Genomic DNA, 22,951 nt, shown 5'->3' on the forward strand with positions numbered 1-22,951 from the left:
GTGAAGTCCGCATGCCCCCGCCCCGAGAGGGCAGTGGCGGCCGTCGGCGCCTGCGCGATGAGGAGCCGCCCTCACGGCCCGATCCCGCGCCGCCGCGCCGCCGGCACCGCTACGTCGAGTCCGAGGAAGACTCGCTGGCCACCCCGCAGATGGGCGTGCCATCACCACCTGAGCCGCCGCGCCGTCCCACCGCGCGACCGCCGGTTCAACCAATTCGACGCGCCCGTGCCGAGGCCCCCGCGCCGCCGCCGCGCCGTCGTCCCACCCCGCCGCCGGCGCCCCCGCAGCCGCCGCCGGACGATCGCCCGACCGAGGTGATCGACGCCGGTCAGGTGGCGCGATACGGCTACGAACCGGACCCTGAACCGGTGCCCGAGTTCGACGACTGTGCCCCCCGAGACCCCCATGACCCTCGTGCCTCCCACGACCCGCGCGATCCCCGTGACCGCGAAGACGAGATCGAGGGCTTCGCTGACGACGAGTTCTACGACGACGAGTACTACGAGGAAGACGAGTACGGCGGCTACGACGACGAGCACCGCGCCGAGCCGGAGCGCATCGGCGAGGAGCCGCCGGACGAGCCGCGCCCGCGCCGCAAGCGCGGCAAGCGCGCGTTCGGCTGGATCGCCGCCATCCTGGTGATCGTCGTGGTCGGTGGCGCGGCCTGGTTCGGCGCGCAGGAACTGCTCGGGTTCGGCTACGACGACTTCGAGGGCACCGGCGAGTCCGACGTGCTGGTCGAGGTCGTCGAAGGCGACTCGACCAACGCGATCGCCACGAAACTGACCCAGGCCGGCGTGGTCGCCAGCCAGAAGGCGTTCGTCGAGGCCGCCGAGGACGAGGCCAAGGTCCGCAGCGTCCAGCCGGGCTACTACCAGATGAAGACGAAGATGTCGGGTACCAGCGCGGTCGGCAAACTGGTCGACCCGACGGCCCGCAAGGGCGTGCTGCAGATCCGCGGCGGTACCCAGCTCGACGACATCGTCCAGCCCGACGGCAAGACCACCGACGGCGTGTTCGCGCTGCTGTCGAAGGCGTCCTGCGCGACGGTCAACGGCGCGAGCACCTGCGTCCCGGTCGAGGAGCTGCGCAAGGTCTCCGAGACCGCCGACCTGGCCGCGCTCGGAGTGCCCGAGTGGGCGCTCGAGGGCGCGGGCAAGGTCGAACCGAAACGACGGATCGAAGGGCTGATCCTGCCCGGGGTCTACGACGTGAAGCCCGGCTGGGACGCCACCCAGCTGCTCACCGAGGTGATGAAGGTGTCGGCCACCCGCCTGCAGGCGGCGGGCTTGCCGAAGGCGGCCGACGGCACCGGCAAGACACCGTACGAGCTGCTGGTGACCGCGTCGATCGTGGAGCGCGAAGGCGTGCAGCAGGACTTCACCAAGATCGCGCGGGTGATCTACAACCGGCTCGACGACGACATGCGCCTGGAGATGGACTCCACCATCAACTACGTGCTCGACCGGCCGATCGTGACGACCACCCCGGAGGACCGGGCGAAGGCTGGCGCGTACAACACCTACCAGATCAAGGGCCTGACGCCGGGGCCGATCTCGTCGCCCAGCATCGACGCCATCGAGGCGGCGGCGAAACCGGCCGAGGGCGCGATCCTGTTCTTCGTCAAGTGCGAGAAGAACGGGCTTTCCTGCTTCGCCGAGAACTACGACGACCACAAGGTGAACATCAACCTCGCCAAGGAACGCGGTGCCTACTGAGTCGCCGTACCGGTCCGGGATCCTCGGCAAGCCCGTCGCGCATTCGCTGTCCCCGGTGCTGCACGGCGCCGGTTACGCGGCGCTCGGCATGGACGGCTGGCGCTACGACCGCATCGAAATGGACGGCGAGGGGCTGCCCGCGTTTATACGGGGCCTCGGTCCGGAGTGGGCCGGCTTCTCGGTGACCATGCCCGGCAAGCGCGCGGCGATCGCGCTGGCCGACGAGGTGACCGAACGCGGGCGCGCGGTCGGCGCGATCAACACGCTCGTCCGCCGGGACGGCCGCTGGTTCGCCGACTGCACCGACGTCGACGGTGTGACCGGCGCACTGACCGCCGCCGGCGGTTACGAGCCCGCGAGCGGGGACACCGGCGTCGTGCTCGGCGCGGGCGGGACCGCGGCGGCGACCGTGGTCGCACTGGCCGAACTCGGCGTGCGGTCGGTGCGCCTGGTCGTCCGCGACTCGGCCAGGGCGGGGGAGACGGTCGCCGCGGCCGAACGGGCCGGCGTGGCCGTGGACGTGTCGAACTGGTCGGACACCGACTTCGGCGACGCCGTCGCCAAGGCCGCCGTGCTGGTCAACACCGTGCCCCCGGCGGCGATCGAACCGCACCTGGCGGAGCTGGCGACCGCGTCGTGCCTGCTGGACGTCATCTACCACCCGTGGCCCACCCCGCTGGCCGACGCGGTGGCCGCGCACGGTGGTCGCCTGGCCACCGGGCTGGACATGTTGCTGCACCAGGCGTTCCGGCAGTTCGAGCACATCACCGGCCGGACCGCGCCCCGCGAAGCGATGCGGGACGCCCTGCGCGAGGCCACCGGAAAGATCTTGCCGCTGCCTTTGGGCTGAGTTACGTTGGCGGACTGCCTTGAGGAAGGAACAAGCCAGTCATGCCGAAACCGGATCGCGAGAAGTATTCCGATTCCGACGTGGAAACCGCCTGGGTCGGCAAGCCGCCCGTGCTCAACTCGACGGTGACGCTCGCCGACTACGACCCCGGATGGCCCGCCCTGCACGAACGCGAGGCCGCCCGCATCAGACAGGTCCTGGGGGACACCGTCGTGCTGATGGAGCACGTGGGCTCGACCTCGGTGCCCGGGCTCTGCGCCAAGCCGATCATCGACATCCTGCTCGTGGTGCCCGACTCCGACGACGAGGACGCGTACGTGCCGCGTCTGGAAGCCGCCGGTTACGTGCTGACCATCCGTGAACCGGACTGGGAGAAGCACCGCGCGTTCAAAGGGCCGGACACGAACATCAACCTGCACGTCTATTCACCCGACACCAAGGAGATCGAGCGGTACCGGGTCTTCCGCGACCGCCTGCGGTCCAACCAGGAAGACCGCGACCTCTACGCGGCGACCAAACGGAACCTCGCCGCCCGGAAGTGGAAGTACATCCAAAACTACGCCGACGCCAAGAACGACGTGGTCGACGAGATCATGAGCCGCGCCCTCGGGCAACCGGTGTCACGCCGCGACCCGGCGCCGCCCATGGAGCCCGACCAGTACGACGGCTTCGCCGCGGACTACGCCGAGCACGCCCGGCACAACCCGTACCAGGAGCTGTACGACCGTCCCGCGATCCTGGCGCTGTCCGGCGAACTGGACGGACGCAAGGTGCTCGACATCGGCTGCGCGGCCGGGCACCTGACCGCCGCACTCGCCGATCGCGGCGCCGACGTGGTCGGCCTGGACGGCAGTCCGGCGCTGGTCGACGTGGCGAAACGCGAGTTCGGCGACCGCGCCCGGTTCCAGCAGGGCGATCTGACCGCACCGCTGGACTTCGCCGACGGCACCTTCGACCTGGTCACCGCCTCGCTGGTGCTGCACTACCTCGAGGATTGGGGACCGGTGCTCGCCGAACTCCGCCGCGTGCTGCGACCGGGCGGGGCGCTGGTGCTGTCCGTGCACCACCCCGAGGACTGGCACTGGTTCGACCGGCCGGACTACTTCCGGCGGGAGCAGGTGACCGACCAGTTCGCGCTCGGCGGCCGGGAGGTCGACGTGCGGTTCTACCGCCGCCCGCTCAGCCAGACCTTCGGCGCGCTCCGCGAAGCCGGGTTCACCGTGGACGTCATCGACGAGCCGATGCCGCTGCCGGAGTGCCGGGAGATTTCGCCGCGTGCCTACGCCTCGCTGACCACGACACCGCGGTTCCTCTACTTTCGCGCGCTCGCACCGCACGCGTAGTCACTGTTCACCTCCCGGGAACTGTTTCACCCGTTCGGGATCGCCTAGGGTGACGCCGACCCGGGAGGTGGACCAATGCAGCGATCCAGGTGGTTCCTGACGTCCGTGGTGGCGGTGACCGCGCTGGTCGCCGCCACCACACCGGCAGTCGCGACGCCGGCGGCCCCGAGCGTCCGGTTCGCCACGTTCAACGCCTCGCTCAACCGCGCACAGGCCGGGCAACTGGTCGCCGACCTGTCCACCCCGGACAACGCGCAGGCCCGCGAGGCCGCCGAGGTCATCCAGCGCAACCGCCCGGACGTGCTGCTGGTCAACGAGTTCGACTACGTGCCGGGCAACGCCGCGGCGAACCTGTTCCGGCAGAACTACCTCGGCGTAGGCCAGAACGGCGCCGCGCCGATCGACTACCCCCACGCGTTCACCGCGCCGGTCAACACCGGCGTGTCCACCGGGTTCGACCTGGACCGAGACGGCCAGGTCGGAGGCGGGAACGACGCGCACGGCTTCGGCGTGTTCGAAGGCCAGTACGGCATGCTCGTGCTGTCCAAGTACCCGATCGACACCGCCGCCGTCCGGACGTTCCAGCACTTCCGCTGGGCCGACATGCCGGGCGCGTTGCTCCCGGACGACCCGGCGACACCGGCTGAGGCGGACTGGTACTCCCCGGAGATCCTCGACGTGCTGCGCCTGTCCTCGAAGTCCCACTGGGACCTGCCGATCCAGGTCGGCGGCTCGGACGTGCACTTCCTGGTCTCCCACCCGACGCCACCGGTGTTCGACGGGCCGGAAGACCGCAACGGCACGAAGAACCACGACGAGGTCCGCTTCTGGGCGGACTACCTCACGCCCGGCAAGAGCGAGTACATCTACGACGACCGTGGTGGTCGCGGCGGGCTCAGCGCGCGCGACCGGTTCGTCGTCGCCGGGGACAACAACGCCGACCAGTACGACGGCGACGGCATCGACGGCGGAATCGAGCGACTGCTGCGGGCGCCGCGCGTGATCGACCCGCACCCGGGCAGCCTCGGCGGAGTGACAGCCTCCCGTGAGCAAGGCGGCGCGAACACCACGCACCGAGGTCCTGCCTTCTTCGACACCGGTGACTTCGCGGACAACACGCCCGGCAATCTCCGCGTCGACTACGTGCTGCCGTCGCACGGGCTGGTCCCGTGGCGCGCGGAGGTGTTCTGGCCCTTGCCCGGGTCGCCGCTCGCCAGGCTCAACGACGTCTCGGACCACCACCTGGTGCGGGTCGACGTGCTGGTGCCCCGGTGGCTCTGAGCGGGGGTTAGCCTGACCGGCATGAAGATCGCCATCCTGGACGACTACCAGAACGTCGCCCTGAGCTTCGCCGACTGGGACTCGCTCGGGGCGGAGATCGAGGTGTTCACCGAGTACATCGGCGACCACGAGGAACTGGTCCGGCGGCTGGCCGGCTTCGAGGTGGTGGTGGCGATGCGCGAGCGCACCCGCTTCGACGAGGCGCTGCTGTCCAGGCTGCCCGACCTGAAGCTCCTGGTGAGCACCGGCCACCGGAACGCGGCGATCGACGTGGCCGCGGCGAATCGGCTCGGCGTAGTGGTCTCGTCCACCGGGTACATCGCGTACCCGACGGCCGAGCACACCTGGGCCCTGATCCTCGCCGCCACGCGGAACCTGCCGACCGAGTTCCAGTCGATGCGTGACGGCGGCTGGCAGCGGACCGTGGGCACCGGGTTGCACGGCAAGACACTCGGTCTGCTCGGCCTGGGCAGGCTCGGCGCGCGGGTGGCGCGGATCGGCCAGGCGTTCGGAATGGAGACCATCGCCTGGAGCCAGAACCTGACCCGGGAGCGGGCCGCCGAGCACGGGGTCACCGCGGTGACCAAGGCGGAACTGTTCAACCAGTCGGACGTGCTGTCGGTGCACCTGGTGCTCAGCGACCGCTCACGCGGCCTGGTCAGCGCGGACGAGTTCGCCCTGATGAAGCCGTCCGCGCTGCTGGTGAACACCTCGCGCGGCCCGATCGTCGACCAGGACGCCCTGCTCGACGCACTCCGCCGTAAGACGGTCCGGGCCGCCGCGATCGACGTCTACGACGAGGAACCCCTGGCTGCCGACCACCCGATCCGCGAACTCGACAACGCGGTGCTCACCCCGCACATCGGCTACGTGACGCGCGAGGTCTACCAGGTCTTCTACGGCGACGCGGTCGAGGACATCGCCGCCTACCAGGCCGGCAGCCCGATCCGCGTGATGGAGCCCTAGCCCTCGCGCAGTTCCGCGAGCACGGCGTCGGTGAACGGCGGCCACGCTTCGGCCGCCCACGGCCCGAAGGCGCGGTCAGCCAGTGCGACACACGCGGCTTGGGCGTCCGGGTCGACCCAGAGGAACGTGCCGGACTGGCCGAAGTGGCCGAAGGTCCGGGGCGAGCTGGTCGAACCCGTCCAGTGCGGGCTCTTGTGGTCGCGGATCTCGAAGCCGAGTCCCCAGTCGTTGGGCTTCTGGTGTCCGAAGCCGGGCAGCACCCCGGTCAACCCGGGGAAGACCACGGACGTCGCCTCCGCGACGGTCGAGGGGTCGAGCAGCTTCGGCTGCTGGAGCTCCGCGGCGAACCGGACCAGGTCGTCCACGGTCGACACCGCGCCCGCGGCCGGCGAGCCCTCGAGCCGCGTGCCCGCCATCTCCAGCGGCTCCAGCAAAGCCTGGGACAGGTAGGTCGCGAACGCGATGCCCGAATGCTCGGTCAGTGCGTCGGTGAGCTGCTCGAATCCGGCGTTCGAATAGAGTCGGCGGTTGCCCGGCTCGGCCATCGGCTTGTGCGCGTCGAAGGCCAGACCGGAGGTGTGCGCGAGCAGGTGCCGGACGGTCGAACCAGGTGGACCGGCAGGCGTGTCCAGCTCGACGACGCCCTCCTCGATCGCGATCAGCGCCGCGTAGGCGGTGAGCGGTTTGGTGACCGAGGCCAGGGCGAACTCCCGGCTGGGGTCGCCGTGCCGGCCGGCCACGGTGCCGTCGGCGCGCACCACCGCCGCGGCCGCGTTGTCCACCGGCCACTGGTCGATCAACCGCAAGCTCTCCATGAGCCCACCCTACAATCAGCCGCCGAATGGCCTATTGAGTGCCCTCCGCGTCATCCTAGAATTCCTGCGGCCGACTGGTGAAAGGGTGCGGCGAATGGTGGATTCCGTCGATTGGGCGTCAGCCGGTGTCGATGTCGGCAAACCCGCTCTGGCCCGGGTGTATGACTACATGCTCGGCGGCGAACTGAACTTCCCGGCGGATCGCGCGGTGGCCGAGCGCCTCGCCGAGGTGGGCCCATTCCGCGAGATGGCCCGGCTCAACCGCCATTTCCTGCGCCGGGCCGTCCGGTTCTGCGTGCAAGCCGGCGTGCGGCAGTTCCTCGACCTCGGTTCCGGCATCCCGTCCTCGGGCAACGTGCACGAAATCGCGCAGGAGCTAGACCCGGTCTGCCGGGTGGTCTACGTCGACCAGGACCCCATCGCCGTGGCACACAGCGAGATCCTGCTGGCGGGCAATCCGAACGCGACCATCCTGCGCACCGACCTCCGCGACACCGCGGCGGTCATCACGCAGGCCGAAACCCGTTCGTTGCTCGATTTCAACCGACCGGTCGCGCTCTTCCTGCTCGGCGTGGTCCAGTACATTCCCGATTCCGGGAATCCCGCCGGATTGATCTCACGTTATATGAGCGCTCTCGCTCCCGGAAGTCTTCTCGCGATGACACACTTCACTGCGCAGAACATGGAAGTCGAAATGGCGGCAGCGGTGCGGTATTTCGCCGAAACCGCGGCGCCGATCACCCTGCGCTCCGCCGAACAAGTCACCGCTCTTCTGGGTGACCTCGAACCAGTCGAACCGGGAGTGGTGCTCACCGCGAAGTGGCACCCCGAACTGGGTGGTCCACCAGCGGCCGACCCCGAGCGGTCCGGTCACTACGCCGTCGTCGCGCGCAGGCGCTGACTCAGCGCCGCCGGGCCACCACCGGCAGTCGATCAGGGTGCAACGTGGTCGACGCGACCGGCCGCACCCGCGCCCCCGCCTGCAGCGGCAGCCGCCACCGCCGCAGAATCACGGCCAGCACGATCAGCATTTCCGCCGCCGCGAACGACCCGCCCATGCACACCCGGACGCCCTCCCCATACGGGATGAACGCCCCCCGTGGCACCTGGCCGGCGCGCTCGGGCAGCCACCGGTCGGGGTCGAACCGCTCGGGTTCCGGGAACAGCCGGGGGTCCCGGTGCAGCACGTACGGGCTGTAGAACACGTTCGCCCCGGCCGGGATCGTATAGCCGCCCACCTCGATGTCCACCGTCGGAATGCGCGGGAACAGCCAGCCCGGCGGGTACAGCCGCAGCGTTTCGTGCACAACCCGTGCGACGTACTGGAGCTTCGGCAGGTCGTCGAACTCGACCGGCCGATCGCCGAGCACATCGTCGATCTCGCCGCACACGCGATCCGCGATCTCGGGGTGCCGGTCCAACTGGAAGAACAGCCAGCCGAGCGCCGCCGACGAGACTTCCGTGCCGACGAAGAACATGGTCATGACCTCGTCGTGGACCTGCTGGACGGTGAGCACCTCGCCGGTCTCCGGGTCGCGGGCCCGGAGCAGTGCCGACAGCATGTCGCGCCCCGCCGTGCCCTCCGCTCGGTAGACCGCGATGACCTCGTCGATCAGCGCGTGCACCCGCTTGCCCGCCTCCGTGTACAACCGGTTGGACCGGGTCGGAAGCGCGTACAGCAGGCCGGTCGGCGCGTAGGCGCGCTTGCCCACGCCACGGAACACGATCGGCAACCAGCGGGCTGCCTCGCGCGCCGCCTCGCTGCCGGCGTCCGAGGCGAACATGCACCGGACGAGGATCGCCGCGGCGATTTCGTTCAGCTCGCGGCCCAGCTCGAGCGGTGCGCCGTCCACCCAGTTCGACGTCTGTTCCTCGGCCGCCGCCCGCATCGTGCCGGCATACCCGGTGACGCGCTCGTGGGTGAACAGCGGCGCGATCATGCGCCGCCGCTGCCGGTGCGGTTCGCCCCACGAACTGCCGATCCCGTCGCCGCCGAGCACCTTGAGCTTCTCGAAGAGCACGCCGTTCTTGGTCACCTGGTTGTGCTCGACGAGCAGCTCGCGCACCGTGGCAGGACTGTTCACCAGAAACGCCGGCTCCCGCCCGAGGCGAAACGACACCACCTCGCCACAGGCTCGCTGCTGGTCGACGAACTCGAGAGGTCGGCGGAACAGCCGCAGCGCGTGCCCGACCACTGGACGACGACCCGGCGCCATCGGCGGTCGTGCGCCTTCTCGCGTCATGAACCGTTCCCTTTCAGATGCTGCTGGACCGTGCGGAACGCCACCGTGTGAGCCGATCGGCGATCAGCTCGAGGATCGCCTGCTGATGACTTCGCAGGAAGAAGTGCCCATGCCCGACCGTGACCCGCTCGAAGTCGGCGTTCGTGCAATACCGCCACTGCTCGAGGTCGTCCTCGGTCACCTCCGGGTCCCCGGCACCCGCCGCGACCAGCACCGGGCAATCCAGCGGAACCGGCCGGTCCACCTGGTACGACCGGCGGCATGCCAGCGTCGCTCGCAGATCACCGGCCAGCCACCGGGCGAACCGCGGGTCATCAAGCAGCACCTCGTCCACGCCGCCGGATGCGCGTACCCAATCGAGCAGCTCGGCATCGCCATCGGACGCCACCGGCAGTCGATCCGCCTGCCGGTGAGGTGGCGGCATCGAGCACGCGATCAGCCCATCCACCTGGGCATCCGCTGCGTCGAGCAGTTTCCGCGCCACTTCGAAGCCGACCAGCGCGCCGAAGCTGTGCCCGAAGAACGCCCAGCGCGGTTCACCTGGTTCAGCCCGCCTGACCAGTTCCGCGGTCAGCTCGTCCGCGATCCGGTCGATTCGGCGCAGGGGTTCCTCGCGAATCCGACGTTCGCGCCCGGGCAACAACGCCGGCCAGACCTCGATCGACTCGGGCAACGCCGCCGACCACGAGGCGAACTGCGAGGCGCCCGTGCCGGCCGCGCCGATGCAGACCAGCCGCACCCGGGGCCGCGCCCGCCGGTTCATCTGAGGGAACCACGGTCCCTCTTGGCCAGGAGACATCAACTGTCCCCGTTGCCGTCGACCACACCGGCGAGCTCGGCGACAGTCGGAGACTGGAACACGTCGACCGGGCTCAACTCGGCACCAAGGTCGACGGCCACCCGCCGGACGAACCGCGTGATCAGCGAGGACGTCATGCCGAGCAGGAACAGGTCCGCCTCCAGGTCCGCCGAATCGAACCGCTCCAAACCGAGCAGATCGGCGGCGATCTCGCCCAGAGCTGCCTGCGTTCCGCTGAGACTGCCGCCGTCGCCGTTCCGCGCGCCGAACCTGTCCGGAATGCGCAGAGCCGCATAGTCGACCTTGCCCCAGGAGGTCAACGGCAGTTCGTCAACCGGGATGAACATGGTCGGCACCATGTATGAGGGCAGGCGCTCGGCCAACCACTCGCGTAAAACCGACGCATCGATTCCGCTTGGGCCGTCCGCCACTACAAATGCCGCCAGTCGCCCAGCGTCCTCCCGCACTGCGCAGTCGCGCACCGCGGCGTGTCCCCGCAGGACCGAGCGCACCTCGCCGAGTTCGACGCGGAAGCCGCCGATCTGCACCTGGTCGTCGGTGCGGCCGAGGAAGTAGAACAGCCCGTCGGACTCGCGCACCCCACGATCGCCGGTCCGGTACATGCGCTGGCCGTCGACCTCCACGAACCGCTCCGCGGTCAACTCCGGTCGACCCAAGTAGCCCAAAGTGACCCCGGAACCGCCGATGAACAGCTCGCCAGGTGTGCCATCGGGTACTGGGCGCAACGCCTCGTCGAGCACGGCGATCTCGGTACCGTCGCACGGCCGCCCGATCGACACTCGCTGCGTGGCGTCCGAGTCGATCTCGATGTAGGTGCTCGCGATCGTCGCCTCCGACACGCCGTAGCTGTTCACGAGGAGGCGCCCACGCGCCCAATTCCGTGCGACGTCCGGCGGCAGTTCCTCGCCGCCGCAAACGATTGCCCTAAGAGCGGGGAAGTGGTCCGGGTCCATCTGCTGCAACCGCGAGGGAGTTGCGACCAGCGCGCTCACCTGCTGCTCACGGAGGAATCGATCGAAGTCCGGCCCGGGCAGACGCTGGCGCTCGGTGGGGATACACAGCTGCGCGCCGAGCCCGAGCGCCGCGACCACCTCGAAGATCGCCGCTTCGACGTGTTGCGGCGCGAGCATGGCAACCCGATCGTCCGCCTGCCAGCCGAAGTGCCGCTTCGCCGTTCGGACTATGGGCAACAGTGACGAATGGCGGCCGAGGATCCCTTTCGGTTTCCCCGTCGACCCAGACGTGTAGACGACGTACGCCAGCTCCACCGGATCAACTTCCGGCGGACAATGCCACTCACCTTCCTCGACGATCTGGACGCCTGTGGTGAACGTGCCGGCTTCCGAGCTGCCGGCAGCGGAGATGACGAGCCGTACTCTCGCGTCCAGTTTCAACTCGGCCCGCCGAAGCTCGGGTAACGTCGGTTCGACCAGCAGCAACGCGCCCCCAGCCCGCCACACGGCGAACGTGGCCGCGAGGCTCAAAGCCGACCGCGGTATCTCGACCGCGACCAGCTCCCCCTGAACCACATTCCGCCCGGCGAGCTGGGTGACGATCTCATCGACAGCGGCGTCGAACTGCGCGTAGTTCAACTCACCGTCCACGGCGGACACGCAAGGCCGCTCGCCTTGCGCGCGGATCCGCTGTTCGATCAGTTCGCCTACCGTCCGGCCGGCTACGCCGACGCACGATTTCATGATCGCTCCTGTCTCAAGGCCGGTCGCGGTCGAGGAGGTGCCGGACCGCTTGCTGCGCACGCCGGGTGATGGCGCCGAGAATGGTTGTTTCCACGTAACGTTCGCCGACCGTCAGCTCGCCGAGTGCGTAGAGGCCGGGAACAGTCGAACCGGCAGCACCACGCACGAGCCCGGAGTTCATGTCGATGCGAATGCCGCCGAATGGATGAGGCGTGGCCAGTCCGTTCTGGACCATCGAATCGATCAGCTGCTCGGCGCCGCGTGGGAGAACGGGCACCCGGGGGCGTACCGAGTTGACGACATGGTCCGCGAAGTACTGCTGCGACCCCGCCTGGACCAGAAACCCGTCCTCATCGGCGACCACGTTCTCGATGCCGCCGACTAGGCGAAGTTGCCCAGCGTGCAGGAGAGCGGCCAGTTCCTCAGCGGATCGCTGGGGCATCGGGGCGCACAGCCTCCCGCAGATGCCATGCCATTCGCGGAGGAAAGCGACCCTGGTGTCTTCGTCGAAGAGTGGCCACACCTTGTCGACAAGGTGACGGGCCACCGCGACGAGCAGCATGTGCCATCGCGGGTTGTCCTGGGCTTCGTCAACGTGACGTAGAAACCGCTTCTCCGGCGCCTCGCCGCCGCTGATCTCCCGCCACAAGTCCGATATGGGCACCTGGTGGGCGCGGAACTCCGCTCGCAGTAGGCGAAAAATGTCCAGCGAGGATAGGTATCCGCGTGTCCTGGCGAGGTCGATGACCGTGTCTTCATTGGTCGTGACCAGCGCCGGGCCAGCCCCCGGGTACCGCACGCCCGGCAGATAGCCACTTCGCGAGACGGCCAGTATTCGCCCTCGGTGCCCCGAAGCGGCCAACTCCAGGACGACATCGATCGCGGTGAGCCCAGTGCCCAGGACGGCTACTGTTTGGTCGGGTCCGATCCGTGACACCGTTTTGTCGAGTGGATACGGCTCCGAGACAAAGCCCGGCCGGTCAGTCAGTCCGTAGATGTCCATCGGCCCTGCCGTTCCGGGACACAGCAACACGGCGTCGAACAGGTACTCATCCGCAGCGGACGTGTGCAAACTGAACACATCGGACTCTCGAGCGAGAGAAACGACCCGATCGCCGACCAGTGTGGTCCGAACGTCGCGTAGTCGACCGGTCGTCACCGCGGACGTGACCACGTCTTCGAGATAGCGTGCGTAGTCGCTACGCGGCAGGAACTCCTCGCCCGCCGTGGAGTCGTGACCCTGTTTTCCCAGCCAGTCCACAAAGTGCTCGGGTTCGTCCGGCCGTACCGACATCATCCGGGCCGGCAGGTTGAGCAGGGCCTTCTCGCTCCCTGGGTGGTAGGCGCGTCCAGGCCCGAATCGCATGCTCGGATCGAAAACCGTGACTTCGTGACCGTTCGCCCCGGCTGTGGGCTTGTCAAGGCCTCGTACGACCATGTCCAGCACGCTGGCCCCGGCGGCGCCGGCGCCGACTATCCCGATACGCACAACGCTCACCTTCCGGATGGCGACGAGTTCGCCTTGGCCGGTGCGTCGAGCCTGAGTGGGAGTTTCGTCAGCGAAGGGAGGTTCGCGTCCCCATTCCATTCGGGATCCTCGCCGGTCAGGTGGATGCCCGCCCGCATCGCCTCGGCCATCCGCTCGAACATCACTTCGCCTTCGAGTTCCGCCATCGCGGCGCCCGCACACCGGTGGCGTCCGTGCCCGAAGGCCAGATGGCGGCGCATCCCCTTTCCGGATGGCGGCAGTTGCCAATTGGCTGCGGCGAGCAGCACGAGGACCTTGTCGCCGGCCCGGATGCGACACCCGCCGACCTCGGCGTCTTCGGTGGCGACCCGGCCGACGAAGCGAGAGGGCGTGATCTTGGCAAGCGCGGCGTTCATCTCGAAGGCCGCAGGGGTATCGGCTCTCAGCGCGTCATGCAGTGAGATGGACAGGAACCCCGGCATGGTCTGGTGTCCGGACGCGATGAGCATGACGAGATTGGCTGCGGTTTCCTCGTCCTCGAGCCCTTCCTGGTCGGCTGCGCGCACAAGCGCACTGGCGCCGTCGTCACCAGGCACTTCCCGTCGTTCACGCACCAGCCGCAGCGCGTACTCGTAGAGTGTTCGAGCGCGACGATGCACGTCGGGGTCGACCGTGTGATCCAGTCCGCTGACTATGGCGGTGATCGCATCGGACCCGGCGAGGACCATGTCCAAGTCGGACTCCGCGATGCCGAGCAACCTGCCCAGCACGTGCAAGGGGAACGCCTTGGCCACCTGCAGGAAGTCGAAATCCCGGGGTTGGTCCAACGGAAGCAATTCGGCGGCGAGTTCGCGCATCCACGGCTCGAGGGCTCGAATCCGCTGTGGAGCGAGTACCGCCCGTGCGACCTTCTTCAGGCGCAGGTGCTCGTGCCCGTCCTTCAGCAGCATCATGCGTACGACGACGGCATCCATTGTGGATCCGCTGGTGTCCTGGAGGCCGAGTTCGTGGTTGGTGTTGAGCCGTTTCGAGGAAAATCGCTCGTCCGCCAGGACCAGTGGTACTTCGTCCACTCCGCACACCAGCCACGCGGACACGTATGGATCCCAGTGCACCGGTCCACGAGCTGCCAGCGCGGTCAGGAGTTCCCGCGCCTCGCCGGGACGGAGCATGAGGTTGTAGACACTGAGATCCTTCGGACAAGTTGCCTGCGTCTTGTCGTGGGCTGGAGTCGACGGATGGCCGCCGACCACGTTGCACGAGGACAACGAACGCTCCTTCCGCGGGGAGGACGTCAATCGTGGGCATAACAGCCCTGGGTCACGTCGAAAATCCCCGAAAGCACCCGGGTGGCCGCGAAGAATGAATTGTCGTACGGCGCTGAGGTGGCGGTCGAACAAGGCATTGATCCGCCGACGGTGCTTGATTGTAGTGCGTTACTTGCCTCATGCCAACAGTGTTACCTGCGCTTGCTCGAAGTTGCACGAGCGAATGTGTGAGCGGAGCTTCGATGAATTATCGGTGAAGGGAGTGCCGCCTTTGCCTGCTTGCCTTGTTCTGCTTGCGACCGTTCGCTTGTTCGTGCTGGAAATTCAGCAAGAGACCGGCGGTGGCGTCGGTCGCCGGGTCGGTGCAGGGGAGTGAGGCTTGCTGTGGGCGGTCTCCTTCCGTGTCCGGTGCTGGGCGTCGTGGGTGGGGACTCATGCGACAGGCAGGACGACATCGCCCTTGACTGTTCTCAGTGTCCGCCCGTCTCCAGGTTCGGCGCATCCACCGAATGAACGCAGGTCGTTCGGCGATCGGACGCGGTTGATGCGGTCGGCCGCGCGTTATGCCGCCATTCGTCACAAAGGAGGGCGTCGAATCGGGTGTGCGGTGAGGTCAGAATCGTTCCCTGTGTCCGTCGGGCGTTCGTTGTGTTGTCGAGTCACTGGGCGGCCGTTTGCCCCTTGATGGCGAATGAAGGTGCGTTCATCGAGATGCGGCGGAAACTTGTGCATCTGGCGCACACTTTTGTCTCGTCTGGTTCGCCATTGTTCGAACCGTGGATCGAAGCCCGCTGAAGTGGTCGCCCTGGCAGTGTGCTGTGACTTCGACCGGTCATACGTCACGCGCAGCGGCAGTGAGGTGGCCTTCCACTTCCGGTGGGGGAAGCGCCATCTGTGGTGCGGGGCTCGTGCAGTGGCTCTGGCGTGCTCGTGTGAGTCTTGCCGGCGGGCGTGGTGACGGTGAACGTGCCGTCGGCGGCAAGGCCGTGGTGCCACCCGGGGACCGCCTGAAGGTGGTGGTCGGCCAAGCACAGTCCGACTTGTCCGCTGCTGGGCTTGCCGTCGTGGTGGTCGCAGAGTTCGACCTCGGTCGGGCTGGCGGGCCTGGTGCACCCGGGACGTCGGCATTCGCGGTCGCGCACCTGGACCAGTTCAGCGACCTTGTCTGTGGCGCTGTAACCAGCCTCGCTCACCTCGGCCAGCTGCCCGGTCCGGGGCTCGGTGATGATCCGCTGGAACACGGTCTTCCGCCCGCTGCAGAGCTCTCGCGCGAGCCAAGCGGGGATGACGCCGTGCCCGGCCAGTTCCGCGGGCTTGTCGTTGAGTCCGGCGTAGGTCATCGCATCCAGATAGAGATAGCAATGGGCATGGAGTTCGCTACCGAGTTGCTTGCCCATCAGCAGATCGAGCGTCGTGTCCGCGCGGAGCTGGTCCAAAGTGCGGGCTTCGCCGGCAGTCTTCAGCTGGCGAGCCAGTCGGTCGATGTTGGCGAAGGCGGCGACGGTGTGCTCGACCGGCGCGGAATTGACGGCCAGTGATGCCGTCCCGGCGTTGCCGTGCCGAAGGCGCACCCGGCGACCTCCGCGGTTGCCCCTGGCGCGATCGGCGTGCCCCTCCAGGTCGACCTTGGCGACCACCCGGTTCGCGACGCGCCTGGCTTGTGTCGGGTTCCGGCCCTCGAGAGTGTGTTCCAGCAAGTTGTCGACCTCGGGCAACTTGCTTTCAGGAAGCCAAGAGGCGGCGTCCCGGACGCGTTCGGCGACGGTCAGCGGAATGCTGCCCTTTTCCAGCAGTGTGAAGGTCTTGGGCAGGTGCCCGGTCAGTGTCTCGGCTGTGGCGATGGTGGCCGCGGCCCGGTGCTTGGTCATCGACAGGGCCATGGCGAGCTGTTCGGGGAGGCCACGCCGGACCTCGGATCTTCGGCAGAACTCGGCTACCAGCTTCATTCTGCGTGCGTGCAGGCGGGAGATCTCCTTTTCGTTGTGTTGGAGTTCGGTGATGACCTGGTGAAGCTCGGAAGGCTTCGTGGGTGTGGTTTCCATGGCTTGACGCTAACCGGCTGGACCGCCGTTTCGAAGCACACGATCGTGGCGGCCGACCGATGCACTGGGACTGTCGTGGGTGGCGGTTACGGTGGGACGGCCGGAGGCTCTGTCGCCGCGGGGGAGCGTGAGAACTCACCAGGTCAGGCGCTCGTGATGAGACGAGGGGCGACGCGAGGGGGCCGGAAGAAGGTGATCGAGACGACCGTTCGCGTAAGTCCGGATAGTGCCGGAAGACGGGACCGCTGCCCGGTGTTGCTGACTGTGATGGAGGGCGGGATGAATGCCGCCCGATGAGCGATGGACGCACGAAAAAGCCGCCCCTGGGACATGCCCCCGGGGCGGCTTTTTCGGCTCTGCCGCTACGCGTCGAGGTCGCTCTCGATCAGTTCGGCCACTGCGTCGATCGCGGCTTCCGCGCCTTCGCCCTCCGCGGTGATCACCACTTCGTCACCGTGGGCGGCACCCAGCGTCATGAGGCTGAGCACACTTCCCGCCGGGACGGGCGTGCCGCCGTCCTTGGCGATGCTGACCGCTACCGGCTGGGCCGCCGCGGCCTTGGCGACCAGCGCGGCCGGTCGGGCGTGCAGGCCCACCTTGCTCGCCACCTTGACACGTCGCTCCGGCATTGAGCCGTCCTTTCCTTGTGGTGCTGGGTTTTCGGGTTGTGCTTACTTCGCGGCCGTGGCGTCGAGATCGGCCTCGATCGAGTCGTCTTCCTCGCGGCCCGGCGTCCGCAGGTTCCACTTCACGATGACGAAACGGAACAGGAAGTAGTAGATCACGGCGTAGACCAGGCCGATCGGGATGAGCAGCCAGACGTTCGAACTCGCCGCGGGGTGTGTCGAGTTCAGTGCGAAGTCGATGGCACCCGCGGAGAACGAGAACCCGAGGTGGATGTCCAGTGCGTTGACCAGCGCCAGCGAGATACCGGTCAGGACCGCGTGAATGAGGTACAGCGGCCAGGCCACGAACATGAACGCGAACTCGATCGGCTCGGTCACGCCGGTGAGGAAGGAGGTGAACGCGGCGGCCACCATCACACCGCCGACGACCTTCTTCTGCGACGGCTTCGCGGTCTGCCAGATTGCCAGCGCGGCGGCGGGCAGCGCGAACATGAAGATCGGGAAGAACCCGGTCATGAACGCACCCGCGGTCGGGTCACCGTCGAGGAACTTGGTCAGGTCACCGCCGTCGAAGATGAACCACACCGGCACGTTGATCAGCTGGTGCAGGCCGATCGGGATGAGCAGGCGGTTGAGCAGGCCGTAGATGCCGCCACCGACCACGTCGCTGCTGGTGACCGCTTCGCCGAGGTTCTGCATGCCGGCGTCGATCACCGGGAAGATCAGGCCGAAGACCACGCCGAGCAGCAGCAGGACCAGCGAGTTGATGATCGGCACGAACCGGCGGCCGCCGAAGAAGGCCAGGTAGGTGGGCAGCTTGATGCGGTGGAACCGCTGCCACAGCACCGCGGTGACCAGACCGACGATCACACCGGAAAGGACCGAGTACGGCCACTTGACCGGGGCGAGGAACCAGCCCTCCTTGAAGCCCTCCATCTCGTTGATCGGTGCGAACACCTGGACGACCTTGTTGAACACGACGAAGCCGACGACGGCGGCGACGCCGGTGGAGCCGTCACCCTTGCGGGCGAAGCCCACCGCGATGCCCACGGCGAACAGCAACGGCAGCCAGTCGAGCAGGCCACCGCCGGCGGCGCTGAGCACGGCGGCGACCTTGTTCCAGCCAAGACCGTCCTTGCCGAGCAGGTCGTCCTGACCCAGCCGGAGCAACAGGCCGGCGGCCGGCAGGGTCGCGATCGGGAGCATCAGGCTGCGGCCGAACCGCTGCAGACCGGCCAGCCCCCTACCCTTCGCCCCCGTTGTGGTGGCGCTCATCGGGTACCTCCATGTTTGGCGGGGTTACCGGAATCCGGGGAACTCCGGTCCAACTGCATAGTCACCTGGTAGTGATCTCCCCGGTACCAGGAAGTCATGTCCTCCACCGGTGCTCCGGCCATGCTGGAGACGCGGCGGAAGACGAGCAGCGGACTGCCGGTACGGATACCGAGCAGCCGTGCGGTTTCCTTGTCCGCCGACTCGGCCCAGACGGTTTGCCAGGCGTGGTCGAGGCGGATGTCTTGCTCGGCCAGCTGCGCATACAGCGACCGGGTGAGGTCCAAGTCGAACAACCCCGCCACCTTGACGGGGTGGTACCAGCCGCGTTCCACGGCCAGCGGTATCCCGTCGGCGCGGCGCAGCCGCTTGAGCCGCAGCGCCGTGGCGCCCTCGGCGAGGCCGAGCGCGTTCGCGGTCGCCGCGGGCGGGACCTCGGTGGTGGTGCCGAGGACCTCGGTGGTCGGTTCGAGGCCACGGCGGCGCATGTCGTCGGTGAACGACATGAGGTAGAGCTGCAGTTCCATGCGGCGGCTGGCGGTGAACGTGCCCTTGCCGCGCACCCTGGACAGCAGCCCTTCCTCGACCAGCTTGCCGATCGCCGACCGGACCGTGAGCCGCGAAACCTGGTAGCGCTCCGCCAGCTCGCGTTCGGACGGGATGGGGGAGCCGGGTGGCAGCTCCCGCTCGACCGCGTGCCGCAGGATCTCCCGCAGCTGCGCGTGTTTCGGTGTCGGACCGTCCACCACGCGGTCGGGCCGGGAGGGGAACGCGGCAGCGCTCATGTCCTCCACCTCCTTCCGCCGACTTCGGGGCCCTGGTGCTCGCACCAGACCCCGAAGATTGGTACGTTCCGGTCTAGACCATTCATTGATGGGGCAGAATGCTCCGCTGACTGATCGGGTGTCAACCGCCGTTACGAGTTCGTGCTCGTGATCGGCGCCGGTACCGGCGATCGGCGTAGTTGTGCCTGGCGCGAATGCGCCAGGCCCGGATTTCAGGAGGTCACCGGTGGCGGACGACAGGCCGGAAAAGATCCTCGCGGCGCTCGGCGGCGCGGACAACGTGATCGAGATCGAAGGCTGCATCACCCGTCTTCGCTGCGAGCTGGAAGACGGCTCGGTCATCGACGAGCCCGCGCTGAAGAAGGCAGGCGCGATGGGCGTGGTGAAGATGGGCTCGGTGGTCCAGGTCATCGTGGGCCCGGAAGCGGACACGATCGCCAGCGACATCCAGGACCTGATGTGAGCCTGGAGATCCTGAGCCCGGTGGCCGGGCGCACGGTGCCGATGAGCGAGGTGCCCGACCAGGTCTTCGCGCAGGCGATGGTGGGCCCGGGCATCGCGGTGCAGCCGTCCGGCGGTCGTGCCGACGCGGTCTCCCCGGTCGACGGCACGGTGGTCACGCTGCATCCGCACGCGTTCGTGGTCTCCACCGCGGACGGCCGCGGTGTGCTGGTCCACCTGGGCATCGACACGGTGCAGCAGAAGGGCGAGGGCTTCACCCTGCACGTGGTCAAGGGCGAGTCCGTGCGTGCGGGCCAGCCGCTGATCAGCTGGGACCCCGATGCGGTCACGGCCGCCGGCTACTCCGCCGTGGTCCCGGTGGTCGCACTGGACGCACAGGCGGAGGCGCTCGCGTCGCTGTCCACCGGTGCCGAGGTCACCGAGGGCGACGCACTGTTCACCTGGAACGACTGAACCGAGAACGGCGGACGGCCCCGGGAGCCGGGCTCAGGACTCCCGGGGCCGCGCCCGGTTCAGGCGCTGAGGACCTGGCCGTTCTCCACCTTCACCGCGACCGGGGGCAGCGGGGTGTCCGCGGGGCCTTGGCGGACCGCTCCGGTGAGGGCGTCGAACACCGAGCCGTGGCACGGGCAGGTGAGGTCCTTGCCCTCGGCCTTGACCGCGCAGCCCTGGTGCGTGCACACCGCGCTGAACGCGACCGCGGTCGCGTCGGTCGGCCGGGCGACGATGATCTCCTGATCACCTGATTTGACGGCTTTCGCCTCGCCGACCGGGATGTCGGCCAGCGCGACGAGCGCCCCGCCACCGGCGGCGGAGGATGGGGGATCGTCCGTTCCGCAGGCCGTGAGCGCGACTGTGCCGGCGGCCGCGCCGGCGACGGCGGCTCCGGTGACCAGGACGGTGCGGCGGGTGTGTTGTTCGGCAGTCATGCCAGTGACACGACGTAAGTACCGATTCGGTTCAAAATCGGTCCGCCGACTGAACCAACGGGGTGTCGCGCCCGTGTGGTGGAAGTAGTGTCCTTCCACACGCGCGCAGGGAGTCGGCCATGGTCACATGGGCGTTACGGTTGCTGGTCGTCGCGGGGTTGCTGGGCTCCGCGTGGATCCACTTCGACCTCTGGCAGCTGGGGTACCGCGATATCGACATGATCGGCCCGCTGTTCATGGCCAACGTGGTGGCCGGCGGCGTGCTCGCGCTCGCCGTGCTGTTCTGGCACCACTGGCTGCCACTGCTGGCGGCCGCCGGGTACGGGGCGTTGACCCTCGGCGCCTTCTTCCTCTCGACGACCGTCGGGCTGTTCGGCATGAAGAACGAGCTGTTCTGGGGCTCGTCCCAGGTGTGGGCCGCCGTCGCCGAGGGCGCCTGCGTGGTGTTCGGCCTCGCGGCGCTCGCGATGCGCGACCGGGATGGCGCCCGAGTGTGAAGGACGCGCCTGAAGACGAGTTGATGCGTGCGCTGCACTCCGATCACGCGGCCGCGCTCTGGTCATACGCATTGAGCCTCACCGGCGGCAACACCGCCCGCGCCGAGGACGTCGTGCAGGAAACGCTGTTACGGGCTTGGAAACACCCTCGTGTGCTCGACCAGTCGCAGGGCTCGGCGCGCGCCTGGCTGTTCACCGTGGCGCGCCGGATCGCCATCGACGACTGGCGCTCGGCGGCTTCCCGATCCGAAGTCACCACCGACGCACCCCCGGAACAGCCCGTACCCGACGACACCGAACGCGCGTTGCAGGGGTGGCTGGTCGCGGAGGCGCTCGGGCAGTTGTCCGACCGGCATCGCGAAGTGCTCGTGCTCTGCTTCTTTCAGGGATTCTCGGTAGCCGACGCGGCGAGGCGATTGGGGGTCGCCGAAGGCACGGTCAAGTCGAGGACGCATTATGCGCTCAGGGCGTTGAAGATGGCACTGGAGGAGAAGGGGGTCGTGCGATGACCGATGACCCCTTCGCGTCTTACGACGCGGCCTACGTGCTCGGCGCGCTCACCCCGGAGGACCGCTACGCGTTCGAAGCGCACCTGGAGGTGTGCCGGGACTGCGCTCGCGCGGTCCGGGAGCTGGCGGGGTTGCCAGGACTGCTGTCCCAGGTGCCGGCCGACGCGTTGAACCCGGTGGCGCACGAGCCGCGCGGATTGCGGCCGTCGTTGATGCGGCGGGTGCGCCGGGTCCGGCTGCGTCGACGGTGGACGACCGCCGGGGCGCTCGTGGCGGCCGCGGCGCTGGTCGTGGCGGTGGCGTTCCCGCTGACCGCGCAGGAGGAACCGGGCAGCGCGATGGTCGCGCTCGGCGAATTCCCGGTCGAAGCGGTCGCACAGGTCAAGGAAGTGCCCGGCGGCTCCCGGGTCGACATGAAGTGCAGCTACGACGGCGGCAAGGTGGGGGACTACCTGCTGGTCGCGGTCAACCGTGAAGGCCAGGTCGACGAACTCGCGAGCTGGCGGGCCATCCCCGACGACACCGCGCAGATCTCCGTCGCCACCACTTGGCACCGCACCGAGATCGCCGCGCTGGAAATCCGCACGACGGCGGGCAAGCCGCTGCTGCGCTGGGAGCCCTGAACCACGCCGACGGCCCGTTCGCGTCGGTTTGCCCGAGGCGCTGTTCCGTAGGCACCCCTCCTCATTTGCCAGGCCCACGAAGCTCATCCGAAGCTGTCGACGTGCCTTGGTTCTTCTTCCCCTGTTCCGTTCTCACCGGCTGGTTCGCTGGGCTCGCCGGTCGTTGGGCGCTGCGCCGCACCATGCCGCCGGTACGGCTGCCCGGCTGGCGCACCGTCGCCGTCCTCGCCCTGTTGTGGCCAGTGGTCGGCTGGCTCAGCGCGCCGTCGTGGTGGCTGCCCGTGCCGTTGGCGGTGGTCACGGTCGCGGTTCCGCTGTCCGTGGTCGACCTGAGTGAACGACGATTGCCGGACGCGCTGACGTTGCCCGCTTACCCGCTCTTCGGGGCCGCGCTCTTGTGGGCGTCGATCGAGGGCGGGCCGGAACTGCTGTGGCGAGCGCTCCTGGGTGCGCTGGTGTTCGGCGGGTTGCACGTGGCGATCCATCGGGTGATTCCGCACGCACTCGGCGCCGGCGACGTCAAGCTGACCGGCTCGCTCGGACTGGTTCTGGGCGCGGTCGGCTGGATGGCGATGTTGCTGGCGGCCACCGTGGCGGCGCTGGTGACCGCGACGCTGGGGCTGCTCGCGCGCATCCGCGGCTCGCCGACCTGGGACGACGGCATTCCCCACGGGCCGGGGCTGCTGGCCGCGACCTCGTTGGTGGCGGTGTTTCCCGGTCTGTGAGACCACGCCCGG

General features: G+C 68.4%; 23 protein-coding genes. 12 read left to right on the forward strand and 11 right to left on the reverse strand.

From position 1 onward, the window contains the following. The first annotated feature begins 11 nt into the window (after nucleotides 1-11). From mltG to L3Q67_RS27500, 5 genes are all read left to right on the forward strand, one after another. The gene (gene mltG / locus L3Q67_RS27480) at nucleotides 12-1,718 is read left to right on the forward strand and encodes an endolytic transglycosylase MltG (RefSeq protein WP_499184335.1); all 1,707 of its coding nucleotides are present in this window, start codon (nucleotides 12-14) and stop codon (nucleotides 1,716-1,718) included. 19 nt (nucleotides 1,719-1,737) lie between these two features. Beyond that, entirely contained in the window at nucleotides 1,738-2,568 is an 831-nt protein-coding gene (locus L3Q67_RS27485; RefSeq protein ID WP_499191655.1) for a shikimate dehydrogenase, read from the forward strand. A 41-nt stretch (nucleotides 2,569-2,609) separates the two neighbouring features. Further along, on the forward strand, nucleotides 2,610-3,911 hold the full coding sequence (locus L3Q67_RS27490) for a GrpB family protein (RefSeq protein ID WP_499184336.1): 1,302 nt from the start codon (nucleotides 2,610-2,612) through the stop codon (nucleotides 3,909-3,911). A gap of 75 nt (nucleotides 3,912-3,986) precedes the next feature. Continuing rightward, the gene (locus tag L3Q67_RS27495; RefSeq protein WP_499184337.1) at nucleotides 3,987-5,192 is read left to right on the forward strand and encodes an endonuclease/exonuclease/phosphatase family protein; all 1,206 of its coding nucleotides are present in this window, start codon (nucleotides 3,987-3,989) and stop codon (nucleotides 5,190-5,192) included. A 21-nt stretch (nucleotides 5,193-5,213) separates the two neighbouring features. Continuing rightward, entirely contained in the window at nucleotides 5,214-6,158 is a 945-nt protein-coding gene (locus L3Q67_RS27500) for a D-2-hydroxyacid dehydrogenase family protein (protein ID WP_499184338.1), read from the forward strand. Here L3Q67_RS27500 and L3Q67_RS27505 read toward each other — a convergent pair. Beyond that, entirely contained in the window at nucleotides 6,155-6,973 is an 819-nt protein-coding gene (locus L3Q67_RS27505) for a serine hydrolase domain-containing protein (protein ID WP_499184339.1), read from the reverse strand. The genes L3Q67_RS27500 and L3Q67_RS27505 overlap by 4 nt on opposite strands. Here L3Q67_RS27505 and L3Q67_RS27510 point away from each other — a divergent pair. Continuing rightward, nucleotides 6,972-7,874: a class I SAM-dependent methyltransferase gene (locus tag L3Q67_RS27510; protein ID WP_499184340.1), complete on the forward strand. Its 903-nt coding sequence runs from the start codon at nucleotides 6,972-6,974 to the stop codon at nucleotides 7,872-7,874. The genes L3Q67_RS27505 and L3Q67_RS27510 overlap by 2 nt on opposite strands. 1 nt (nucleotide 7,875) lies before the next feature. On the opposite strand, the gene L3Q67_RS27515 is transcribed toward L3Q67_RS27510, so the two are convergent. The 9 genes from L3Q67_RS27515 to L3Q67_RS27555 all read right to left on the reverse strand — a co-directional run bounded on the left by L3Q67_RS27515 (nucleotide 7,876) and on the right by L3Q67_RS27555 (nucleotide 19,194). Continuing rightward, complete coding sequence (locus L3Q67_RS27515; protein WP_499184341.1) at nucleotides 7,876-9,216, reverse strand: cytochrome P450 family protein; 1,341 nt, start codon at nucleotides 9,214-9,216, stop codon at nucleotides 7,876-7,878. Between the two features lie 13 nt (nucleotides 9,217-9,229). Then, nucleotides 9,230-9,979, reverse strand: a complete 750-nt coding sequence (locus tag L3Q67_RS27520) for a thioesterase II family protein (protein ID WP_499184342.1) — start codon at nucleotides 9,977-9,979, stop codon at nucleotides 9,230-9,232. 35 nt (nucleotides 9,980-10,014) lie between these two features. Next, a complete protein-coding gene (locus L3Q67_RS27525) occupies nucleotides 10,015-11,793 on the reverse strand; it encodes a non-ribosomal peptide synthetase (protein ID WP_499184343.1) in 1,779 nt (592 codons plus the stop codon). Then, entirely contained in the window at nucleotides 11,747-13,222 is a 1,476-nt protein-coding gene (locus L3Q67_RS27530; RefSeq protein WP_499184344.1) for an FAD/NAD(P)-binding protein, read from the reverse strand. Before L3Q67_RS27530 ends, L3Q67_RS27525 begins: the two co-directional genes overlap by 47 nt. 5 nt (nucleotides 13,223-13,227) lie before the next feature. After that, nucleotides 13,228-14,469, reverse strand: a complete 1,242-nt coding sequence (locus tag L3Q67_RS27535) for a cytochrome P450 (RefSeq protein WP_499184345.1) — start codon at nucleotides 14,467-14,469, stop codon at nucleotides 13,228-13,230. 839 nt (nucleotides 14,470-15,308) lie between these two features. Continuing rightward, nucleotides 15,309-16,511 (reverse strand): DUF222 domain-containing protein, encoded by a 1,203-nt coding sequence (locus L3Q67_RS27540; protein ID WP_499184346.1) that lies wholly within the window; start codon nucleotides 16,509-16,511, stop codon nucleotides 15,309-15,311. 362 nt (nucleotides 16,512-16,873) lie between these two features. Continuing rightward, nucleotides 16,874-17,140 (reverse strand): HPr family phosphocarrier protein, encoded by a 267-nt coding sequence (locus L3Q67_RS27545; protein ID WP_209668139.1) that lies wholly within the window; start codon nucleotides 17,138-17,140, stop codon nucleotides 16,874-16,876. Nucleotides 17,141-17,182: 42 nt separating this feature from the next. After that, nucleotides 17,183-18,412 carry a PTS transporter subunit EIIC gene (locus L3Q67_RS27550; protein WP_282773205.1) on the reverse strand — a complete coding sequence of 410 codons (1,230 nt, stop codon included), beginning with the start codon at nucleotides 18,410-18,412 and terminating at the stop codon, nucleotides 17,183-17,185. Continuing rightward, nucleotides 18,409-19,194, reverse strand: a complete 786-nt coding sequence (locus L3Q67_RS27555; protein WP_209668137.1) for a GntR family transcriptional regulator — start codon at nucleotides 19,192-19,194, stop codon at nucleotides 18,409-18,411. The genes L3Q67_RS27550 and L3Q67_RS27555 overlap by 4 nt, the downstream gene beginning before the upstream one ends. Before the next feature lie 226 nt (nucleotides 19,195-19,420). Here L3Q67_RS27555 and L3Q67_RS27560 point away from each other — a divergent pair, with 226 nt between their 5' ends. After that, complete coding sequence (locus L3Q67_RS27560; protein ID WP_209668136.1) at nucleotides 19,421-19,657, forward strand: PTS sugar transporter subunit IIB; 237 nt, start codon at nucleotides 19,421-19,423, stop codon at nucleotides 19,655-19,657. After that, entirely contained in the window at nucleotides 19,654-20,109 is a 456-nt protein-coding gene (locus tag L3Q67_RS27565; RefSeq protein ID WP_499184347.1) for a PTS sugar transporter subunit IIA, read from the forward strand. Before L3Q67_RS27560 ends, L3Q67_RS27565 begins: the two co-directional genes overlap by 4 nt. A gap of 59 nt (nucleotides 20,110-20,168) precedes the next feature. Here L3Q67_RS27565 and L3Q67_RS27570 read toward each other — a convergent pair whose 3' ends face one another. Continuing rightward, nucleotides 20,169-20,585, reverse strand: a complete 417-nt coding sequence (locus L3Q67_RS27570; protein WP_499184348.1) for a Rieske (2Fe-2S) protein — start codon at nucleotides 20,583-20,585, stop codon at nucleotides 20,169-20,171. 119 nt (nucleotides 20,586-20,704) lie between these two features. Here L3Q67_RS27570 and L3Q67_RS27575 point away from each other — a divergent pair, with 119 nt between their 5' ends. The 4 genes from L3Q67_RS27575 (at nucleotide 20,705) to L3Q67_RS27590 (ending at nucleotide 22,939) form a co-directional block, all read left to right on the forward strand. Beyond that, nucleotides 20,705-21,082, forward strand: a complete 378-nt coding sequence (locus L3Q67_RS27575) for a hypothetical protein (protein WP_499184349.1) — start codon at nucleotides 20,705-20,707, stop codon at nucleotides 21,080-21,082. Between the two features lie 23 nt (nucleotides 21,083-21,105). Further along, nucleotides 21,106-21,591, forward strand: a complete 486-nt coding sequence (locus tag L3Q67_RS27580; RefSeq protein WP_245369556.1) for a sigma-70 family RNA polymerase sigma factor — start codon at nucleotides 21,106-21,108, stop codon at nucleotides 21,589-21,591. Then, nucleotides 21,588-22,214 carry an anti-sigma factor family protein gene (locus tag L3Q67_RS27585; RefSeq protein WP_499184350.1) on the forward strand — a complete coding sequence of 209 codons (627 nt, stop codon included), beginning with the start codon at nucleotides 21,588-21,590 and terminating at the stop codon, nucleotides 22,212-22,214. Before L3Q67_RS27580 ends, L3Q67_RS27585 begins: the two co-directional genes overlap by 4 nt. Before the next feature lie 101 nt (nucleotides 22,215-22,315). Then, the gene (locus tag L3Q67_RS27590; protein ID WP_499184351.1) at nucleotides 22,316-22,939 is read left to right on the forward strand and encodes an A24 family peptidase; all 624 of its coding nucleotides are present in this window, start codon (nucleotides 22,316-22,318) and stop codon (nucleotides 22,937-22,939) included. Nucleotides 22,940-22,951 lie beyond the last annotated feature (12 nt).

Source organism: Saccharothrix sp. AJ9571, assembly GCF_021725495.1.
Taxonomy (GTDB): domain Bacteria; phylum Actinomycetota; class Actinomycetes; order Mycobacteriales; family Pseudonocardiaceae; genus Amycolatopsis; species Amycolatopsis magusensis.

Bases quoted from the DNA above. Each gene is read 5' to 3' on its own strand.
- L3Q67_RS27495 (WP_499184337.1), top strand. From the start codon at position 3,987: ATGCAGCGATCCAGGTGGTTCCTGACGTCCGTGGTGGCGGTGACCGCG.
- mltG (WP_499184335.1), top strand. From the start codon at position 12: ATGCCCCCGCCCCGAGAGGGCAGTGGCGGCCGTCGGCGCCTGCGCGAT.
- L3Q67_RS27500 (WP_499184338.1), top strand. From the start codon at position 5,214: ATGAAGATCGCCATCCTGGACGACTACCAGAACGTCGCCCTGAGCTTC.
- L3Q67_RS27550 (WP_282773205.1), bottom strand. From the start codon at position 18,412: ATGAGCGCCACCACAACGGGGGCGAAGGGTAGGGGGCTGGCCGGTCTG.
- L3Q67_RS27520 (WP_499184342.1), bottom strand. From the start codon at position 9,979: ATGAACCGGCGGGCGCGGCCCCGGGTGCGGCTGGTCTGCATCGGCGCG.
- L3Q67_RS27510 (WP_499184340.1), top strand. From the start codon at position 6,972: ATGAGCCCACCCTACAATCAGCCGCCGAATGGCCTATTGAGTGCCCTC.
- L3Q67_RS27580 (WP_245369556.1), top strand. From the start codon at position 21,106: ATGCGTGCGCTGCACTCCGATCACGCGGCCGCGCTCTGGTCATACGCA.
- L3Q67_RS27540 (WP_499184346.1), bottom strand. From the start codon at position 16,511: ATGGAAACCACACCCACGAAGCCTTCCGAGCTTCACCAGGTCATCACC.
- L3Q67_RS27575 (WP_499184349.1), top strand. From the start codon at position 20,705: ATGGTCACATGGGCGTTACGGTTGCTGGTCGTCGCGGGGTTGCTGGGC.
- L3Q67_RS27515 (WP_499184341.1), bottom strand. From the start codon at position 9,216: ATGACGCGAGAAGGCGCACGACCGCCGATGGCGCCGGGTCGTCGTCCA.
- L3Q67_RS27570 (WP_499184348.1), bottom strand. From the start codon at position 20,585: ATGACTGCCGAACAACACACCCGCCGCACCGTCCTGGTCACCGGAGCC.
- L3Q67_RS27555 (WP_209668137.1), bottom strand. From the start codon at position 19,194: ATGAGCGCTGCCGCGTTCCCCTCCCGGCCCGACCGCGTGGTGGACGGT.
- L3Q67_RS27545 (WP_209668139.1), bottom strand. From the start codon at position 17,140: ATGCCGGAGCGACGTGTCAAGGTGGCGAGCAAGGTGGGCCTGCACGCC.
- L3Q67_RS27505 (WP_499184339.1), bottom strand. From the start codon at position 6,973: ATGGAGAGCTTGCGGTTGATCGACCAGTGGCCGGTGGACAACGCGGCC.
- L3Q67_RS27490 (WP_499184336.1), top strand. From the start codon at position 2,610: ATGCCGAAACCGGATCGCGAGAAGTATTCCGATTCCGACGTGGAAACC.
- L3Q67_RS27585 (WP_499184350.1), top strand. From the start codon at position 21,588: ATGACCGATGACCCCTTCGCGTCTTACGACGCGGCCTACGTGCTCGGC.